This window comes from Mammaliicoccus sp. Dog046, from assembly GCF_034039665.1.
Taxonomy (GTDB): domain Bacteria; phylum Bacillota; class Bacilli; order Staphylococcales; family Staphylococcaceae; genus Mammaliicoccus.
Genome location: NZ_CP120131.1, coordinates 2,320,711 through 2,339,215, shown reverse-complemented (window position 1 = coordinate 2,339,215; position 18,505 = coordinate 2,320,711). Strand labels below are relative to the sequence as shown.

The 18,505-nt window shown below is 32.0% G+C and carries 21 protein-coding genes; 16 read left to right on the top strand and 5 right to left on the bottom strand.

Translation table 11 applies throughout. From position 1 onward, the window contains the following. Window positions 1–187: 187 nt before the first annotated feature. Window positions 188–1,030, bottom strand: coding sequence for a LysR family transcriptional regulator (locus P3U32_RS11580; RefSeq protein WP_323703332.1), 843 nt, complete (start codon window positions 1,028–1,030; stop codon window positions 188–190). Window positions 1,031–1,186: 156 nt separating this feature from the next. Between P3U32_RS11580 and P3U32_RS11575 the strand changes: the two genes are divergently transcribed. Both P3U32_RS11575 and P3U32_RS11570 read left to right on the top strand, forming a co-directional pair. Beyond that, window positions 1,187–2,341 carry an MFS transporter gene (locus P3U32_RS11575; RefSeq protein ID WP_323703331.1) on the top strand — a complete coding sequence of 385 codons (1,155 nt, stop codon included), beginning with the start codon at window positions 1,187–1,189 and terminating at the stop codon, window positions 2,339–2,341. Between the two features lie 125 nt (window positions 2,342–2,466). Next, the gene (locus P3U32_RS11570) at window positions 2,467–3,009 is read left to right on the top strand and encodes a 2'-5' RNA ligase family protein (RefSeq protein ID WP_323703330.1); all 543 of its coding nucleotides are present in this window, start codon (window positions 2,467–2,469) and stop codon (window positions 3,007–3,009) included. 124 nt (window positions 3,010–3,133) lie between these two features. Here P3U32_RS11570 and P3U32_RS11565 read toward each other — a convergent pair whose 3' ends face one another. Then, on the bottom strand, window positions 3,134–3,226 hold the full coding sequence (locus P3U32_RS11565; protein ID WP_323704886.1) for a type I toxin-antitoxin system Fst family toxin: 93 nt from the start codon (window positions 3,224–3,226) through the stop codon (window positions 3,134–3,136). A 465-nt stretch (window positions 3,227–3,691) separates the two neighbouring features. Between P3U32_RS11565 and P3U32_RS11560 the strand changes: the two genes are divergently transcribed. The 14 genes from P3U32_RS11560 (at window position 3,692) to P3U32_RS11495 (ending at window position 16,147) form a co-directional block, all read left to right on the top strand. Beyond that, window positions 3,692–4,633, top strand: coding sequence for an ABC transporter ATP-binding protein (locus P3U32_RS11560; RefSeq protein WP_323703329.1), 942 nt, complete (start codon window positions 3,692–3,694; stop codon window positions 4,631–4,633). Continuing rightward, entirely contained in the window at window positions 4,620–5,429 is an 810-nt protein-coding gene (locus tag P3U32_RS11555; protein ID WP_323703328.1) for an ABC transporter permease subunit, read from the top strand. Before P3U32_RS11560 ends, P3U32_RS11555 begins: the two co-directional genes overlap by 14 nt. Window positions 5,430–5,590: 161 nt before the next feature. After that, on the top strand, window positions 5,591–6,067 hold the full coding sequence (locus P3U32_RS11550) for a GNAT family N-acetyltransferase (RefSeq protein WP_323703327.1): 477 nt from the start codon (window positions 5,591–5,593) through the stop codon (window positions 6,065–6,067). Window positions 6,068–6,121: 54 nt separating this feature from the next. Next, window positions 6,122–7,399: an HD domain-containing protein gene (locus tag P3U32_RS11545; protein WP_323704885.1), complete on the top strand. Its 1,278-nt coding sequence runs from the start codon at window positions 6,122–6,124 to the stop codon at window positions 7,397–7,399. A 48-nt stretch (window positions 7,400–7,447) separates the two neighbouring features. Next, the gene (locus P3U32_RS11540; RefSeq protein ID WP_323703326.1) at window positions 7,448–7,960 is read left to right on the top strand and encodes a YwhD family protein; all 513 of its coding nucleotides are present in this window, start codon (window positions 7,448–7,450) and stop codon (window positions 7,958–7,960) included. 205 nt (window positions 7,961–8,165) lie between these two features. After that, window positions 8,166–8,582, top strand: a complete 417-nt coding sequence (locus tag P3U32_RS11535; protein WP_323703325.1) for a YwiB family protein — start codon at window positions 8,166–8,168, stop codon at window positions 8,580–8,582. After that, window positions 8,579–10,237, top strand: coding sequence for an arginine--tRNA ligase (gene argS / locus P3U32_RS11530; RefSeq protein ID WP_323703324.1), 1,659 nt, complete (start codon window positions 8,579–8,581; stop codon window positions 10,235–10,237). Before P3U32_RS11535 ends, argS begins: the two co-directional genes overlap by 4 nt. 97 nt (window positions 10,238–10,334) lie before the next feature. Next, on the top strand, window positions 10,335–11,195 hold the full coding sequence (locus P3U32_RS11525) for an ABC transporter substrate-binding protein (RefSeq protein WP_323703323.1): 861 nt from the start codon (window positions 10,335–10,337) through the stop codon (window positions 11,193–11,195). After that, window positions 11,188–12,171 (top strand): FecCD family ABC transporter permease, encoded by a 984-nt coding sequence (locus P3U32_RS11520; protein WP_323703322.1) that lies wholly within the window; start codon window positions 11,188–11,190, stop codon window positions 12,169–12,171. The genes P3U32_RS11525 and P3U32_RS11520 overlap by 8 nt, the downstream gene beginning before the upstream one ends. Window positions 12,172–12,288: 117 nt before the next feature. Then, window positions 12,289–12,984: an HAD family hydrolase gene (locus P3U32_RS11515; RefSeq protein ID WP_323703320.1), complete on the top strand. Its 696-nt coding sequence runs from the start codon at window positions 12,289–12,291 to the stop codon at window positions 12,982–12,984. Beyond that, window positions 12,984–13,772, top strand: coding sequence for an alpha/beta fold hydrolase (locus P3U32_RS11510; protein ID WP_323703319.1), 789 nt, complete (start codon window positions 12,984–12,986; stop codon window positions 13,770–13,772). Before P3U32_RS11515 ends, P3U32_RS11510 begins: the two co-directional genes overlap by 1 nt. Window positions 13,773–13,886: 114 nt before the next feature. After that, the gene (locus P3U32_RS11505; RefSeq protein WP_323703317.1) at window positions 13,887–14,414 is read left to right on the top strand and encodes an SA0570 family protein; all 528 of its coding nucleotides are present in this window, start codon (window positions 13,887–13,889) and stop codon (window positions 14,412–14,414) included. A 94-nt stretch (window positions 14,415–14,508) separates the two neighbouring features. Beyond that, window positions 14,509–15,225, top strand: coding sequence for a hypothetical protein (locus tag P3U32_RS11500; protein WP_323703316.1), 717 nt, complete (start codon window positions 14,509–14,511; stop codon window positions 15,223–15,225). A 139-nt stretch (window positions 15,226–15,364) separates the two neighbouring features. Beyond that, window positions 15,365–16,147: an alpha/beta fold hydrolase gene (locus P3U32_RS11495; RefSeq protein ID WP_323703315.1), complete on the top strand. Its 783-nt coding sequence runs from the start codon at window positions 15,365–15,367 to the stop codon at window positions 16,145–16,147. A gap of 59 nt (window positions 16,148–16,206) precedes the next feature. On the opposite strand, the gene sarA is transcribed toward P3U32_RS11495, so the two are convergent. The 3 genes from sarA to P3U32_RS11480 form a co-directional block, all read right to left on the bottom strand. Beyond that, window positions 16,207–16,578, bottom strand: coding sequence for a global transcriptional regulator SarA (gene sarA, locus P3U32_RS11490; protein ID WP_323703314.1), 372 nt, complete (start codon window positions 16,576–16,578; stop codon window positions 16,207–16,209). A gap of 372 nt (window positions 16,579–16,950) precedes the next feature. Continuing rightward, window positions 16,951–18,069, bottom strand: coding sequence for a mannitol-1-phosphate 5-dehydrogenase (locus P3U32_RS11485; protein WP_323703313.1), 1,119 nt, complete (start codon window positions 18,067–18,069; stop codon window positions 16,951–16,953). After that, the gene (locus P3U32_RS11480) at window positions 18,069–18,503 is read right to left on the bottom strand and encodes a PTS mannitol transporter subunit IIA (protein WP_323703312.1); all 435 of its coding nucleotides are present in this window, start codon (window positions 18,501–18,503) and stop codon (window positions 18,069–18,071) included. Before P3U32_RS11480 ends, P3U32_RS11485 begins: the two co-directional genes overlap by 1 nt. Between the last annotated feature and the right edge of the window lie 2 nt (window positions 18,504–18,505).

The window sequence follows — 18,505 nt, the reverse complement described above, 5'->3', positions numbered from 1 at the left end:
GATAACAAACTTGAAAATAATAAAATTAATGACATATTTAGTATCCTTCTGAGTATGATTGAGTAAATCATAGAGTAACATTAAGTAATGTAAGTAAACAATGGGTGATGAACTTTTTTCATAGAACATAAAAAAACAGCCTTTCACATTAATTTGTGAAAGGCTGTTTTGGTGTATGATTCATGAATTATGATTGAAGACTCTCTGAAAGAAGGGTTTGTAGATTAGAAATTGTATTTTGATTATATGCAATTAATCCAATTTTTCTATGATGTTGTGATAATTTTTTAGAATTGAGATTCATACTTTCTAGTCTTGTTGCTAGAGACTGTGGAATAATCGTAATGCCTTGATTTGTTTTTACGCTTGCCAATATTGATTCTAAATTTTGTTTTAATTCAATATTTAAATGTAACGTTGAAAATTCATTTCTAACAAATGCTAAAGTGTCACATGGTGGTTCTAATAGAAATATTCGATATTCTAGTAAATCTGAAATATCTATATTTACTTTAGAATTTAATGGATGGTTTGTTGGAAAAACGATGAGATAATCTTCACAATATAGTGTTTTATAGTTTAGTTGTCGATTGTTTGTTGAAGAAATATCTCCGATGATAATATCGAGTTCACCATTATTCAAGTGATTTAATAATATTTGCGTATTGTTTTCAATCTTAATATCTAATTGATTGAATGCAGTTTGTTCTTTTATGTTTGGTAATTTATATAACGAGAAGCTTGGTAATGTACCTAGGCTTATTTTAGAGATTTGAATTGAAGCGGTAGTCTTTTTTAATTCTTGTAATGATTGTTGGATATTAATAAGTTTTTCTAGCACGATTTCACCACTATTTGTTAAATATATGCCTTTTGAAGTTCTATAGAATAGATCGCAATTAAAATAGTTTTCTACTTGTTTGATACGTTTACTTAAGGCTGGTGTACTAATATTTCTAAGTAATGAAGCTTTATTAATACTTTTTGTTTCAGCTACAGCTATAAAATCTTCTATATATTCAATGTTCATAACATTTCTCCTATTAACTTTTGTTTAATACCTCTATAAATATATTCGTTATTCCGCAAAGTTTATTGTCATATTATGCTTACTACATCTTAAATAAGCAAAAAGATGAATTCAAGAATATGAGACTTTAAATAATTAAGAATGGATTGATAATGTATGAAAAAGATATGGGTTTTAACGTTAGGTATGTTTGCATTGGGAATGGATACTTACATCGTAGCTGGTTTATTACCGGATATGGGTAGGGCATTTCATAAAAATAGTGCAGAAATAGGTCAGGGTGTGACGGTATTTACGTTGTTTTATGCATTATCGGCACCTATATTTTCAACAATATTGGCTAAGTATTCTGTAAAGAAAACGTTGCTCTTAGCCTTACTAACATTTAGTTTTGCAAATATCATCACTATGATTTCTATGAATTTCACTCTATATATCATTTCACGATGTATAGCTGGATTAGGCGCAGGATTATTTTCACCAATGGCAGTAAGTTCAGGTGGGTATTTAGTTGAACAAAAAGATAAAGGAAAGGCATTAGCATTTATTGTTGGTGGTATGAGTGTTGGTACAGTTATTGGTGTACCTGCAGGACTACAATTAGCACAGTTGATTAATTGGCGTTGGGCAATGGGCGTTATTGTATTAATAGGTATTCTTGCGATTTTTACCACATTAATTTATTTACCAAATTTCAAATTACCAGCAACTCCAAATTTGAAAGAAAGGTTTTCACTTTTTATAAATCCAAGTGTTTTAAGTGTTGTATCAGTTACGATTTGTACAGCGATAGCAAGTTTAGGCTTATATACGTATTTGTCACAAGTGATAAGTGAGTATTTATCTATAAATGCGGTGAGTCTTTATTTAACAGCTTGGGGGATAGGTGGATTAATAGGGAGTTTTGGCGTTGGATTTATTATTGATAAAATTAAAGATACTAGATATTTAATATTGTTTATTTTAATAGCACTAACAATAAGTGTACTACTGATACCGATATTGATAAAAATACAAATACTATCAGTCATACCATTCATACTCTGGGGAGCAATGGGATGGGCAACACAAGCACCTCAGCAACATATATTATTAAAACATCATTCCAAACAAGGAAGCACTTCGGTAGCATTGAACAGTTCTGTGAATTATTTAGGGAGTGCACTAGGTGCAGCATTAGGAGGTTTGATCCTAGCACAAGGGTTAAATGTTAAAGTGTTAATATATAGCGCAGCTGCTGTTCTTTTAGTAGCTATTCTTATTCAATTAAGGAATATAATTTGTGGGAAGAACAAAGTTACAAATGACTGAATATTCTAATTACAAATGTACAGTTAAATAAGCATTTGATATAGTTTAATAAATGGAAAGCATACAATGTACCTATTTAGACATGATCATGTCTAAATAACAGGAAAAGAAAAGGGTGATGGAAAGTGTATTTTTTAGGTATAGTACCTCCGGAGCGAATTTATAAAATTATTATTGATGTCCAACAAAAATATATGGAGAAAATAGGTGTGGAGCCTCATATAACTTTGAAAGCACAAAGTTGTTTAACTAATAATCACACGTGGTTTCCGAAAGTGGAAAAAGTAATTAAAACCACAGAACAATTTTTAGTAAAACCAAAAGGATTGGAGTTTTTTGGAGAAGAGGTGTTATACGTTTCTCTTGAATCTCAAGAATTAAAAACACTTCATAACCAGCTCATTAATGTATTAGAAGTTCCTAAACAATATAGAGAACAGTATTTTGAAGGCGAATTATTCGTGCCTCATATAACTATTGGTAAAGTCGATTATTTTAATGACATAAGTAGCGGTATGAATTATCAAACTTTATTAAAAATTAAAAATGAATTACTAGAAAAAATAGCTTTCGAACCTTTTTTGGTTGAACAAGTTGTTATATATGAATATAGAGATGACAAATACATTCCATATCAATCAATTGATCTAAACACGACCATTTATTAAAAATCCCTACATTTCTATTTACATTTATTAGGATATTTTGTATAATTGATTCATAATATAATTTCCACAAGCATCACCAAACCCCCTTACTAGGTGGATAGTAAGGGGGTTTATTTGGTGTTGGTTATTTGTCGTCTTTCTTACGTTGATCTAACCAATGTGAAAGCAACGCAAGTGTCACACCTACAATGATAGGCGAGATTATTTCTGAAAACATAACCTCCACAGGCATCACCTCCTTCCATAGCAAGTTACGTCTATAGAAGTTTGTTAGACGACAATTTAATTATAAATTATACCGACTTTGGAAAATATTGTAAATCGGTCTTTTTATTATATTTATTTGCACTATTAAAATTTTGTAGCAGCAGAAAGCATGTATTTTTATAGATATTTACATTTATTAGGACATTTTGTATAATAAGTTCATAACATAATTTCCACAAGCATCACCAAACCCCCTTACTACTCGTGATAGTAAGGGGGTTTATTTAGTGTTGGTTATTTGTCGCCTTTCTTACGCTAATCTAACCAATGTGAATGAGATGATAGTGTCAATCAACATATCAATATAATATATTTTTGATTAACTACTAATGATAAAAGATATTTATTTTATATGATATAATTAAATTGATAAATAATAGTTAATGATAAAAATAATTTAGAAAGGTGTGATTGTTTGATTGCGTCGGTTAAAAATGTAAACAAACGTATAGATGGTCGGGTGATTATTGATGATATTAGTTTCACTTTGAAGAAGGGACATATTCATGTCATTCTTGGACCTAATGGTGTTGGTAAGACTTCGACGATAAGGTTATTAACAGGTTTATTGAAGTCAGATAGTGGGTCTATTGAAATGTTTGGTTATAACGTGAATGATCCTCGTTTCAATAAAGTGCGTGCTAAGATTGGTGTGCAAAATGACGGCAATTTATATGAGAATTTATCTATTAAAGAGAATTTAGTTTTGTGGGCGAATTTTTATAAAATTCCAAAGAAAATGGTTCATAGTAGAATTGAAACGTTGTTAAATGAATTTGGTCTATACGATCGGTTAGATTCTAAAGTTGCTTCTTTAAGTAAAGGGATGAAACAGAAGGTCGCTTTAGTTCGTGCTGTATTACATGAACCTGAATTATTAATTCTTGATGAGCCTACTTCTGGATTAGACCCAGAAGCTGCTGAGTCGTTGATACAGTTCTTGAAGAAACTCGTCGATGAACAAGGTGTAACGATATTTATGTGCACACATCATTTAGATGGTCTAGAGAATATTGCTGATGACATACTTATTATGAATAAAGGTAAGTTTATTGTATCAGGGGATGCAGATGGTTTATTGAAAGAAGCTTGGCCACATTATGAATTTGAAATCAAAACTAATGATGCGAATCAGGCTTATGAATGTTTGAAATCACTGGATAACATTCGAGATTGTCATTTGAAAGATGATAATAAAGTATGGTTATCTATCGATGACTATCAACAAATTTCTTTAATTATTGAAACGTTAATTAAATCTGGTATTCAAATTTATACGGTCAATGAGCATAAGCATTCAATTAAAGAATTATATTTTAACAAGATTGGTATGGTGAATGTGAATGGACAAAAATAATATTAAAAATCTTATGCGAAAAGAATTAATAGAAGTTAAAAGTGATAAAGGCACATACATACCATTATTAATTGTTCCCATCTTATTTGCGGTGATTCTTCCATTATCGATATTCATGTTAGGTTTAAACAATTCAGCAACACAATTAATTACGGGATTGAATGCGTTTATTGAAAACTTGGACACGCACATGTTTCCATCTGATTTGGATAAAGATAATGTAGTGATTTATGCTATTTTCATGTATTTCTTTGCGCCATTATTTCTAATGATTCCTGTGTTATTTTCTACTATTTTTGCTTCTTCAAGCTTTATTGGTGAAAAAGAAAAGAAAACGATTGAGGGTTTATTATACACACCTATATCCATTAAAGAGTTGATGATGGGTAAGATTTTGGCAGCTGCTATTCCTTCTATTTTGATTACTTGGATAGCGCTACTTATATATGGAACAATCGTAAATATTTACAGCTTTAAATTTATGGGCCAGCTCATATTTCCTAATTTAAATTGGATTGTATTAGCATTTTTATTAATTCCATTGATTACTTTTTTAACAATTTCATTGGTGATTGCTATTTCACATCGTACAAAGACGAGTAAATCCGCACAATCTTACAGCATGATTATTATCTTGCCAATAATTAGTTTTGTGATTTCGCAATCAACAGGGTTGATGGTATTCGGATTACAAATTATTTTTATCCTAGTTGTCGTACTCATTGTGGTTAATTTCTGTTTATTTATGTTTATCACACGTACATTTAATACGGATAAATTTTTAACGAAACTTTAGAAGTATTTTTAATAGATAATGGTATTGTTGCTAATAATAAAACGTCTTGAATATTATAGTTTTTAGGCTAAAAATGCTATAATAAGCTATATTAACAGTATATGGACATTGACATCATTGATTATTAATCGATGTGTAAGGTAGATAGAGGAGAGAGATATATGACAAATGTAAGAAAAGCAACTTTAGAAGATTACTCTGGAATTAAGACTGTAGCATCAAAGGCTTGGTACGATACGTATACCAACATCTATACTGCGAGCACAGTGACAGCATTTTTAAATGCGTCATATTCTAAAGAAATGTTACAGAAGAGAATTAAAGAATCCGATTTCTTTGTTGCTGAGGAAGAAGGCAAGATTGTAGGTTTTGCTAATTTTATTAAAGGCACAGAGTTATATTTATCATCTCATTATGTTCTACCAGAAGCACAACGTGCAGGTTACGGAAAAGAACTACTTTATGCTGGGTTGAATCAATACGAAGGTTTATATAATGAAGTTTATTTAGAAGTTGATGGCAAAAACGATATTGGAATTGCATTCTATAAGAAGGAATCCTTCGAAGTGATTCGCGAGTATGAAGAATTACTATTTGGTGATACAATGCGTACAACACTTATGAAGAAGACATTCTAAAATAAAAAACGAATGATAAGGAATGGAGGTTACAAAGTGACAGAAGATTATGGAATGAAAAAATTACCTGAAGAGAAAGTCTTTAAAGATCCTGTTCATCGCTACATTCATGTACGTGACCAATTAATTTGGGATTTGATTAAGACGAAAGAATTTCAACGATTAAGAAGAATTAAACAACTAGGCACACTTTATTTATCTTTCCATACAGCTGAACACAGTCGCTTTGGACATTCCTTAGGTGTTTATGAAATAGTAAGACGTATGATCGATGAGGTGTTTGATGGTAGAGCACCTTGGGATAATAAAGATCGACCATTAGCATTATGTGCAGCGTTATTACATGATTTAGGGCATGGTCCTTTTTCACATTGTTTTGAAAAAATATTCTTAACTGACCATGAAGCGTTCACGCAAATGATTATTAAAGGAGATACAGAAGTTAACGAAGTGTTAAGACGTGTGTCACCTGAATTTCCGGATGAAGTAGCGGAAGTCATTAATAAAACGCATCAGAATAAATTAGTCATATCAATGATTTCATCTCAAATAGATGCAGATCGAATGGATTACTTGCAGAGAGATGCATATTTTACTGGTGTGAGTTATGGTCAATTCGATATGGAACGTGTCTTGCGTTTAATGAGGCCATCGAAAGACGAAGTACTTATCAAAGAAAGTGGAATGCATGCAGTTGAGAACTTTTTAATGAGTCGATACCAAATGTATTGGCAAATTTATTTCCATCCGGTTAGTCGTGGTGGAGAAGTATTGTTAAATAGATGCTTTAAACGCGCGAAGGTGCTATATGATCAAGGTTACTTGTTCAAAGAACCACCTAAATATTTAATACCATTCTTTGAAGGTGAAGTAACGATTCCGGATTATATTCGTTTAGATGAAACAGTTGTAATGTATTACTTAGAAGAGTGGACTGAAGAAGAAGACCAAATCTTAAGTGATTTAAGCAAACGATTCGTTAATCGAGATTTATTTAAATATTTACCATTTGACGGGTCAGTCATTACGATTGGTGAGCTTACAGATCTATTTGAAAAAGGCGGCATTGATCCAGAGTACTATTTCGTATGTGACTCATTTTCAGATTTACCGTATGATTACGATCGACCTGGGTCAAACAGACAACCGATCCATCTGCTTCAGAAGACTGGTAATATTAAAGAGATTAGTAGTCAGTCAGTGATCATTCATAGTATTACAGGGATTAAACGATTAGATTATAAATTGTATTATCCTAAAGAACTGATATTAGGCATGACTGATGAAACGATTAAGGGCGAAATAATTAATTTATTAAATGAACTTGTCTAATTGGCTATGCAAGTTTGGATTAGACATGACATGTATGAGGTGAAATAATTGGCTGAAAATAAAGGATTTCAATTTAATATAATAAAGAACGATCCATTAGATGGACATAAAGGAACAAATATAGGTTCAATAAGTTTAGATAATGTTGCACCAGTTTTTGTTGATGTTGCAGATCAAACGGCATTTATCGACGTAGGTGCCATGCACGCAAGAGCAGAAGTAGAAAAGCGTGTGAAATGGGTAAAAGACATCGAAGAAGTTAAAGGTGAAGAAGCGAAATCATATTGGTTATGTTGGGTCACAACTGAACGTGGTGAACAAGGGCCATATTATGCTGGGTTAACAGGTTGTTATTTATTAGTAAACAAACCGAAAAAACGTGGATATAAGAGTATGCCTGAACATGTTAATATGATGGATAAATCTATGAAACATCAAATTGTTATTGACCAAATTGGTGATGAGAATAAAGTTGTACTCAAAAAATTCTTACAAGAACATAACAAAGAAATGTGGGATAACAGTAGTGATGAATTGAAAAAATCACTTGAAATTAGTTAAATGTGTCTAATTTGTGACTTAATTGTGAAATATGACAATTCAATTAAATAGCTATTGTCTTTTCGCGGTTTCATCAGTAAAATAGTTGATAGCTACTATAGCTAGGACAGTAAAAAAAGCAGGCGCTACTAGCCCTGCTTTTTTTATTTTAATGTGTCAAATATGCTATAATAATGTACGTTCTTATACGATGAGGTGGCTAGCGATGAAAGAAGATATAACAATTAATATTAAACAGGTCGTTAAACAAAACGGCGAAAAGTCTACGTTTCAAACAGATACTACAGGTACTTATCACAAGAAGAATAGTGATATTATTAGGTATGAAGAAACGATTGATGATCAAATAGTAAAGAATATGCTGAAGATAGAAGATAATGGCGTTAAAATTCACCGTACAGGTACAGTGAAAACGGTATTTCACTTTGTCGAAGGCCAAGACACTATCAGTTATTATGATACAGAAGCTGGACGTATGACAATGAACGTTCATACATTATCCGTTAAGCACTTTCAAGATGATAATAAAGGTAAGCTCAAAATTCACTATCAATTAAGTGATCAATCGGGCTTACTCGGGACATATCAATTTCAAATTAATTTTAAGGAGACAAATGAATGAATATCATTGACCAAGTTAAAGAAACATTAATAGAAGAAATTAAAGCTAGTATATTAAAAGCTGAACTTGTAGAATCAGTTCCAGAAATTAAAATAGAATCACCTAAAGACCCTAAAAATGGTGATTATTCATCAAATATTGCGATGGTGTTAACAAAGTTAGCACGTAAGAACCCTCGTGAAATTGCAGAGCAAATCGTGGAAAATTTAGATACAGCTAAAGCAAATGTTAAACAAGTAGATATTGCTGGCCCAGGATTTATTAATTTCTACTTAGATCAACAATATTTAACAACAATTATTGAAACAGCATTAACTAAAGGTGAAACTTTTGGACAATCTGAAGAACGTAAAAATGAAAGTATCATCGTGGAATATGTTTCAGCAAACCCAACAGGTGATTTGCATATCGGACATGCACGTAATGCAGCAGTAGGTGATACTTTATCAAATGTACTAAATGCAGCTGGTTATGATGTAACACGTGAATATTATATTAATGATGCAGGTAAACAAATTGAGAACTTAGCACTATCAATTGAAGCACGTTACAATCAAGCATTAGGAACTGAAACTACACTACCTGAAGATGGATATCATGGTAAAGATATTATCGCAATCGGTAAAGATTTAGCAGAAAAACACCCAGAAATTAAAGATCAACCTGAAGCATCACGTATTAAAACGTTCCGTAAACTAGGTTTAGATTATGAAATGGTTAAATTGAAACAAGATTTAAATGATTTTAATATTCATTTTGATAACTGGTTCAGTGAAACATCATTATATGAATCTAACAAGATTGCTGCTGTATTGGATAAAATGTCTGAACTTGGATACACATATGAACAAGACGGCGCAACATGGTTAAAAACGACAGAATTCGGTGATGACAAAGACCGCGTGTTAATTAAACAAGATGGAACATATACATACTTCCTACCAGATATCGCTTATCATTATGATAAAGTTGAACGTGGTTATGATAAATTAATTAACTTATTCGGTGCAGATCACCATGGTTATATTAATCGTTTGAAAGCATCATTAGAAACGTTTGGTGTAGACTCTAAGCGTCTTGAAATTCAAATCATGCAAATGGTACGCTTATTACAAGACGGCGTTGAAGTGAAGATGAGTAAACGTACGGGTAATGCAATCACATTACGCGACATTATGGATGAAGTAGGCGTTGATGCAGCTCGTTATTTCTTAACGATGCGTAGCCCTGATACACACTTTGATTTCGATATGGAATTAGCGAAGAAAGAATCTCAAGATAATCCAGTTTATTATGCACAATATGCGCATGCACGTATTTCTTCAATTATTCGTCAAGCAGAAGAAAAAGGCATCTCAATTGATAAAGATGTAGATTTAACTACGATTACACATGAAAAAGCATTTGATTTATTAAAGAAAATTGCTGAATTCGAACCTACGATTGTATCAGCTGCAGAATCACGTAGCCCACATCGTATTACGAATTATATACAAGACTTAGCAGCACAATTCCACAAATTCTATAATGCAGAAAAAGTATTAACAGATGATATAGATAAAACGAAAGCACACTTGGCACTTATTGAAGCGGCACGTATTACATTACGTAACGCACTGAACTTAATAGGTGTGTCTGCTCCAGAATCTATGTAATGATATTTGAAGTTTTCATTGAGGTGCAGCTCAATCTTGTTTGAGTTGCGCCTTTTTGTGTACCATTTTTTAAGTAATGATAGTGAGGAGTGTTAAGATGAAAGGTATTAAAGTTATTTGTTTTATATTCATTGCTTTACTTGTTTTATCAGGTTGTCAAACGAATCAAAAAACATCAGATCATAAGGCATATCACCGTATTATCTCTCTCATGCCAAGTAACACTGAAATCCTATATGAACTTGGATTAGAGAAAAGTATCATTGGTGTGTCGACCGTTGATGATTATCCGAAAGGTGTTAAAGATAAACAACAATTTGATGCGTTTAATTTGGATTATGAAAGTTTACTAAAAGCAAAGCCGGATTTGATTGTGGCGCATGAATCTAATAAATCTACTCAAGAAAAAGTCTTGAACAAGTTAAGTAAATCAGGCGTTAAGGTCGTTTATGTCAAAGATGCGCATTCCATTAAAGAAATGTATCAATCGTTTGAACAAATAGGTAAGGTGACAGGAAAAGAACAAGAGTCTAAGGATCTCGTAAATCGGGTTAAGGGTGAAATTACAGAAGTTGTCAAAGATATTCCGAAGAAACAACAAGGTAAAAAAGTGTTCATGGAAATATCGGCACAACCTGATATTTATACAGCTGGTTCAGATACCTTTTATGATGATATGTTGCGCGAAATAAAAGCGAAAAATATTTTTCATGATGAAAAGGGATGGATCAAAACAGATAAAGAAATTATTGTTAAACGTAATCCGGATGTCATGATTGATACAAGTGGCCAAACGGAATCAACTTATCAGTCACTTAATAAAAAGAGAGATGGCTTTGATCAAATACAAGCAGTGAAAGACAATCATATACATGCAATCGATGCGAATAAAATATCTAGACCTGGTCCACGCATTGCCGAAGGTTTAAATGAACTAGCGGACAAAGTATATGACTAAACAATTTCATATATATCGATTGCTTGTAGGTTGGTTGATTGTACTATTACTTGCTGTTGTTATGTCTTTATTGATAGGCTCAACAGGTATCATGTGGCATTTGAATAGCGCGTTAGACTGGACGATATTTTATGAAATTAGAATACCGAGAACGTTATTAGCACTCATTGCAGGTATGGGGTTAGTACTGAGTGGACATATCTATCAGACAATACTCAATAATCCTTTGGCGGATAGCTTTACGCTAGGTTTAGCAAGTGGTGCAACATTTGGTAGTGCCTTTGCTGTCTTTATTGGTTTATCACTATGGTTTGTACCGCTATTCTCTATTATTTTTAGTTTATTAACATTGATTATCGTTGTATTTGTGACCGAAACGTTAGTGAAGTCATTTCACATTGCGACGATGATATTATCAGGGATATTTATTGGTGCATTTTTTAGTGCTGCATTATATATATTAATCTTGTTGAAACCAAATAAAGTAAATAGCATGATTTCATATTTATTTGGTAGTGTGGCAAATGCTGAAAGTACGACAGTCATCATTACAGGGAGTGTAACGGCTGTTTGTATATGTTTATTATTGAGTATGAGTCACTTCATTAAACTATTACAACTTGGAGACGAGAAGGCACTTACGCTTGGACTGAATGTAAGGATGATTTCATGGTTCTGTTTATTAGTTGCAGCGGTTATGACAGCAGTCATTATTAGTTTTACAGGTATTATTGGTTTTATAGGCATGGTTATACCGCAAATTGTAAGAAGAGTTTATCGTGTGCCTATGCACATACAAATGATATTAAATATTTTAATTGGCGGTACCATCTTATTAATCGCTGATACGCTAGGACGAATATTAATTAGTCCTGTTCAAATTCCAGTTGGCGTGGTATTATCAATAATCTCTATTCCAGTTATGATGTATTTAATGATTACTGAACAACATCATAAAGACAATCCAAATAAATAAAGACGAAACTTAAGTGGAATAAACTTTTGTTTTGTCTTTTTTATGTCTTGAAAGTGAAAGTTTGTATTGCTTTATTAATGGAATAGTTTACAATATTTCTATGAAAGGGATGATGACATGAGTTCGTGTGATATTCGAGCGATTATCTTCGATTTAGAAGGCACGCTTGTAGATCGTGAGAAATCACGACTTAAATTTTTGGAAGAGCAATTTGAAAGATTTCATGAATTGATGGTAACAGTCCAAAGGCGTGATTTTGAGAAGGTATATTTATCATTAAATCCCTATGGTTTAGAAGATGTTGAATGGGTTTATAAAGAATTAGTGAAGACTCTAAATATAGAAAGAATTTCTTGGAAAACATTTTATAATGATTACAAAACGCATCATTACAGATACCATTTTCCTTTTTATGATACGTTAATTACTTTAGAACAATTGAGAAAAAAGGGATATAAATTAGGCGTTATAGCTAACGGGAAAAGTGATGAAATTATGCATGTGATCAATGCAATCGGCATTGATCCTTATATACATTATGTGTCTACGTCTGATGAGGTTGGTGTGATGAAACCAGATCCAATCATATTTGAAGACATCATGAAGCATTTAGGTGTGACAGCAGAACAAGTCATATACGTTGGCGACTGTCCATTAAATGACATTGCTGCTGCACATGCAATGGGAATGAGAAATGCTTGGGTTACTAATGCTGTCCTAGGAACACCGGAAGAGGATGAGGTTACTTATAAAATTGAAAGCTTAAGTGATCTTTTAAATGTTTGTAACCAGATTGAAAGGGATGATGAATAGTGGAATTATTTTTAACAAAAGAGAATGTTGCCATTCATTATGAAACGAATGGAAGCGGGTATCCAATCATATTATTGCATAGTTTATTTCAAGATATGAATGTATTTGCACCGCTTGTGAAGAAATTAAGTAAACAATATCAAGTGATTTCAATAGATTTGAGAGGTCATGGATTAAGTGATACACCACCGACTGATAGTAGGGTGGATAATTATATTTCTGACATACAACAATTGCTTAAGTCGTTATATATTCATTCTACCTTTGTGATTGGATTGGAGTTAGGTGCCACAATCGCTACTGGACTAACATATAAGTCACCAGGACTAGTTAAAGGTATGGTATTGATTAATCCTACTGAAGATCACTCAACGTGCCCGGATAGTCGTATTTATGATAGACATGCAGATGAAATTAGAACGATGACAAGTCAAGAAAGAGAAAAATATTTATTAAAGTTTAGATATAAAAACGTCAAAGAAGCTAAGAAGTTTGTGAAATCACATGTACCTTCTAATGATTTACAAACAATAGAAGAAAAAATCACTGTCAAAAGATCCTTCAAAGACTTTGATATCTTGTCGTTACTACCTGAAATTAATGTGCCGACGCTTGTCATATCAGGTTTGTATAATGGAAAAGTTTTATATAATGAAGGTAGTAGAATAAGTGGATTATTACCTCAATCTCAGTTTGAATTATTTGATGGTTCAGGTGAATTACCATTTGTTGAAGAAAAAGACAAATTTATGAAAGTATTAAATGAATTTTTGATAGAAAAAAATTGAATTAATCTGTTCGTTACACGATTGTAATAAAAGTGGTCATTTTGTAATCTGTATGATATAATGTGGTTAGTTAAATGCATAGCATATAAGACAGAGAACGAAGGAGAACTTCATATGAAAAAATGTCTCTTATTTATAGTAATGGCACTTATGGTATATCCATTTTCATCCTATAGCGAGGCAAATGCTGCAACTACAAACCAATTTGATATTAACGATCAGAACGTACAAACTTATAAAGAGGGTACAGTGAGCATCGAAGGTATTAAAATTGGCGACAAAATGTCTAAAATTAAATCAAAATATCCTGATCTTATGTTTTCGTATTCAGATGATAGTAACGAAAGAGAAAATTATTACGAATTTGATACAAAAAATGGCCACATGATTGTTACAGCGAAGGTCCATAATAACAAAGAAACAGTTAAACGTATAACAATGATTTATAATCAACTGACAGATGTAAACTTAGATCAACTTGTATCAGTACTAGGTAACCATACAACAAAACGTGTACAAAATAATAAATATACTGGCGGATACGCATATGTAAATAATGAACAAGCGCATTTCCAACTTTCAAAAGCAACACCAAACAGTAAACAGTTTAAAGTATATCGTATCGATGTTGGTAAGTATTAAATAGTTGAACATTTTAATCCCCTATTGTGTAATATTCATATTGCATAATAGGGGATTAATTTATACAATATTAGAAAGAAGGTGGTGTATTTATTTGCGTCCAAACAACAACGTATTGTTGGAGAACGTCAACGACTACTTACAGCATGTCGGCGTGTTACCTAATCAAATAGATAAGGTTCAACATTCATTAAAGAAAGAAATGAAAAAAACTGATAAAAAAGACATGGATTATGCAGAAAGTAGGCAAAAATCTCATGCAGAAATATTACAAATCATTGAGCGGAATATTGTGATTGTTAATTATAATCCCATCATATTCTATACACTTAACTTCTTGCTAATGGCATATTTATTTGATAAAAAGCTTATCCCATTTAGTGCAGTTACTGGGCTGTATATATTATACTTTGTATTCATATTGTTCATTTCATCTGTAATATATATGGTTATTAAAAAGAATAGTTATCTATATCCTAATCAATCGTTAATGACGATAAATATACTGTTGTTTAGTATAGGTGTCATTTTGTGTATTTTAAAGATATTTAATGTGAATTTAGGTATTTTTGTAGTGCCACTCATACTATTCCAGATTTTATTCGGTATAGGTATTATATTAGTACTTATATCGCCGTTTATTAAGAAACCTGAAGTAGCAGCAATGGGTCTAGCAGTAATGCAGAAGACGATAGCATCTGTTACTTCAAACGAACTCTTTATTTCAATATTAACAGTATCAAGTTGGTTTATTATAATTGTCATTATATTGTATTTCGTAATGATATATTCAACGAGAAAGTACGTATAAATGTGATAAAAACAAACCAAACGCAGACCATGCGTTTGGTTTGTTTTTTTATGAGGGATTTTGAATGAATTTAAAATCTGATAGTGTGAAAAATTGTAAAAGGGGTATATGTTTATTGTAAAGTAGGGAGGTACAAACTATGGGAGAAATAATCGCAAGAGACGGGACTCATATTGTATATGAGAAACAGGGTAAAGGGAAACCATTAATTATGTTACATGCACTAAGTATGAATTTAGCGACATTTAGCTCAACGGTACAACTACTGAAAGATCAATTTACAGTTTATACTATAGATTCAAGGGGACACGGTAAATCGGGAAAACCGAGTCAAATTACAATTCAAGATCATATTAATGATATTGTGGATTTAATGCATTACGAAGGTATTGAAGATTCTTATATATTGGGACATGATATGGGGGGCGTTATTGCTCAAGAATTAACCAATCAATTTCCTAATAAAGTTAAGAAACTCGTACTTGTATCATCTATATCTAATCACGGAAAGCAGCCACTCATTAAATTGATAGCAAAACATAGAGATAAAGTAGCTGGATTTAGTAAAGAGGAAGCGATTTTAATTTTATTTAATGAAATTTTTCATGATGTTAAATCAACATTTAAATGGTATCAAGAAGCGAAGAAATATTATCGAATGTCAGAAGAAGAAGATGCAATTTCAGTTAGATCTATTAATGGCATCGATGTCAAAGCTGATAATATAGATGTACCTACACTTATTGTGCAAGGTAAGTATGATCCTTACGATGTAGATAATGATTCACATTGTATTAAGCATGCAGAAACGGTTGTTTTTGAACATTCTGGACATGCACCATTTATAGAAGAAAGTGAAAAGTTTAAAAAGGTCATTTCAAATTTTTTGAATCAAAAAGTGAGAGATAAGCAAGCAATATAAACAATTTAAACAAAAAAACACGTCCACAATTACTGTGGTCGTGTTTTCTGTTTATGATATTACTCTTCGATTTGTGTTTTTGCGATTTCGTTGTCAATCTTCTCAAGTAATTCAGAGATTGTTTTACGTTGTTTTTTATCAACGAAGATTAAAACTGTACGTTCATCATACTCGTTTCTTCTTTTAGTGAAGAACTCTTGTTGAGATAAGTTTTTAACTGCTTTAACAATTTGTGGTTGTTTGTAGTTTAACTTATTGATGATGTTTTTTAAGTGATACTCTTCGTCTTGTACGTTTTCGTTAATGTAAGTTAATACAGCGAATTCTTCAAAACTTAATTTGAAGTCTTTCTTGATGATTGATTTCAATTTATCGACATATGTTACTAATGATAATAAATCTGCACAATTTTCTATTTTAGAAATTGCCATGTGGAGGCCCCCTATATATTGATTGTTTTCCTTTAATTGAAGAAAAAATGAAAGCGATTGAAAGGCGCTACATCAGTCAATTGAAAGGTTTTTTATTAATCTGGTTATTAATTATTTACTTATTTTAGCCTAAATATAAGTGTATGTAAACTAAAAAGAGTGGGATTTAATTAAATAATAATAAAAATAATATAACTGTCACAAATGAAAGGAAATCACAATATAATTCCTTGAAATTTAAGTATCTGGTTATTAGTCATCCTTCTAATAAAATAAATGCAAAATTTCGAAATAGTCTAATATTAAATATGATTATGATTAATTAATTGAACTTAAGAAAGCCGTATACGAATATACGGCTCGTTTTATATACTATTTTTCGATGGAAGTATATTGAATGATAACTTCTTCGATAAGAGAAGCATCTAATTCTGCATATTTGTTTAAGAACTCAGCTACACTGTGATCCTCGATATATTGATTCTTTTCAATTGTTTCTTTATCATTTTCATCTTGATATTCTAACAAGAAGCATAATGCTTTGATGAGTTCTGAATGTTTTTTGTTGGATTTAGTTAATGCAACTAATGGTTTGACGATACGATCGTTTGGACCGACTTTACGTAAGACACCGCGACCAACTCTTGTAACATCATCTGATAAATAAGCGTTTTTAAAGCGACCAATTATTTTTTCAACATAATATGCTTGATCTTCTTTTGTGAATTCATCAAAGTTCATTACGAGATATTCACTTGTTTCAGCTAAGATCTCATGTAATCCATCATTGATTTCCTTATCTTGAATTGCTTCAAGAATTGTTTGATAACCTTTATATTGACCAAAGTAAGCTAAATAAGCATGGCCAGTATTCACTGTTAATAACTTTCTTTCAATATAAGGTGTTAAATCGTCTACATAATGCACATCATTTAATTGTGTACCTTGCCATTTTGACGCTTCAACTACCCATTCAAAGAAAGGTTCAACGAGTACATCTAAAGAGCCTGCCTTTTGACCTTGTGGAACAATACGGTCAACTGCTGAGTTAGGGAAACTGATATCTTCTGATAATGGACCAGTGATTTCTAGAATAGCTTTTTTCAGTTGATCCGTAGCCATGATTGCATTTTCGCAAGCGACAACATTTAATACATGTCCAGGTTTACGAAGTTTTAAGAATGATGCGAAAGATTTAGCAATAATCGGCAAGATGTTTACACCAACAGCAGTTGTGATGATATCAGCCTCTAGTATTGCTGTCTTTAAATCTTCAGTTTGTGTAATGCTATTGATACCGCGTACTTGAGATACGGGTTCTTTAGTATTTTCTTCATTTGCGATAACAACTTGATACGCTTGTTCTTCATTAATTTGATTAATAACTTGCTCGTTAACGTCAACAAAGGTTACTTCATAGCCATTATCACTTAATACTTTACCAATAAATCCTCGTCCGATATTACCTGCACCAAAGTGAATTGCTTTCATTAGAGTTCAACCTCCTCAAAGATAGCAAGTATTTCTTCTTTAGACGATGCATTAATAACACGTTCAACATTTTCTTCTTCACTAAATACAATTGCAATTTGTGAAAGGATATCTAAATGTTCACCGTCTTTACCAGCGATACCTACAACGACTTTAGTTTCATTACCATCCCAATCTACACCGTCTGGGATATGAAGTAATACAAGACCTGATTTAAGTACTTCTGTCTTAGCTTCATCTGTACCGTGTGGAATAGCTAAAAAGTTACCCATAAATGTTGTAACGATTTGTTCGCGTTCTTTCATCGCTGTAATATATTTTTCAGTGACTGCACCATCTTCAACTAATGCGCTTCCTGCTTTTTCAATTGCTTCTTCTTGTGATTGGACAGATACGTTCATTAAGATATTTTCTGGGTTAAATAATTTTGTCATTT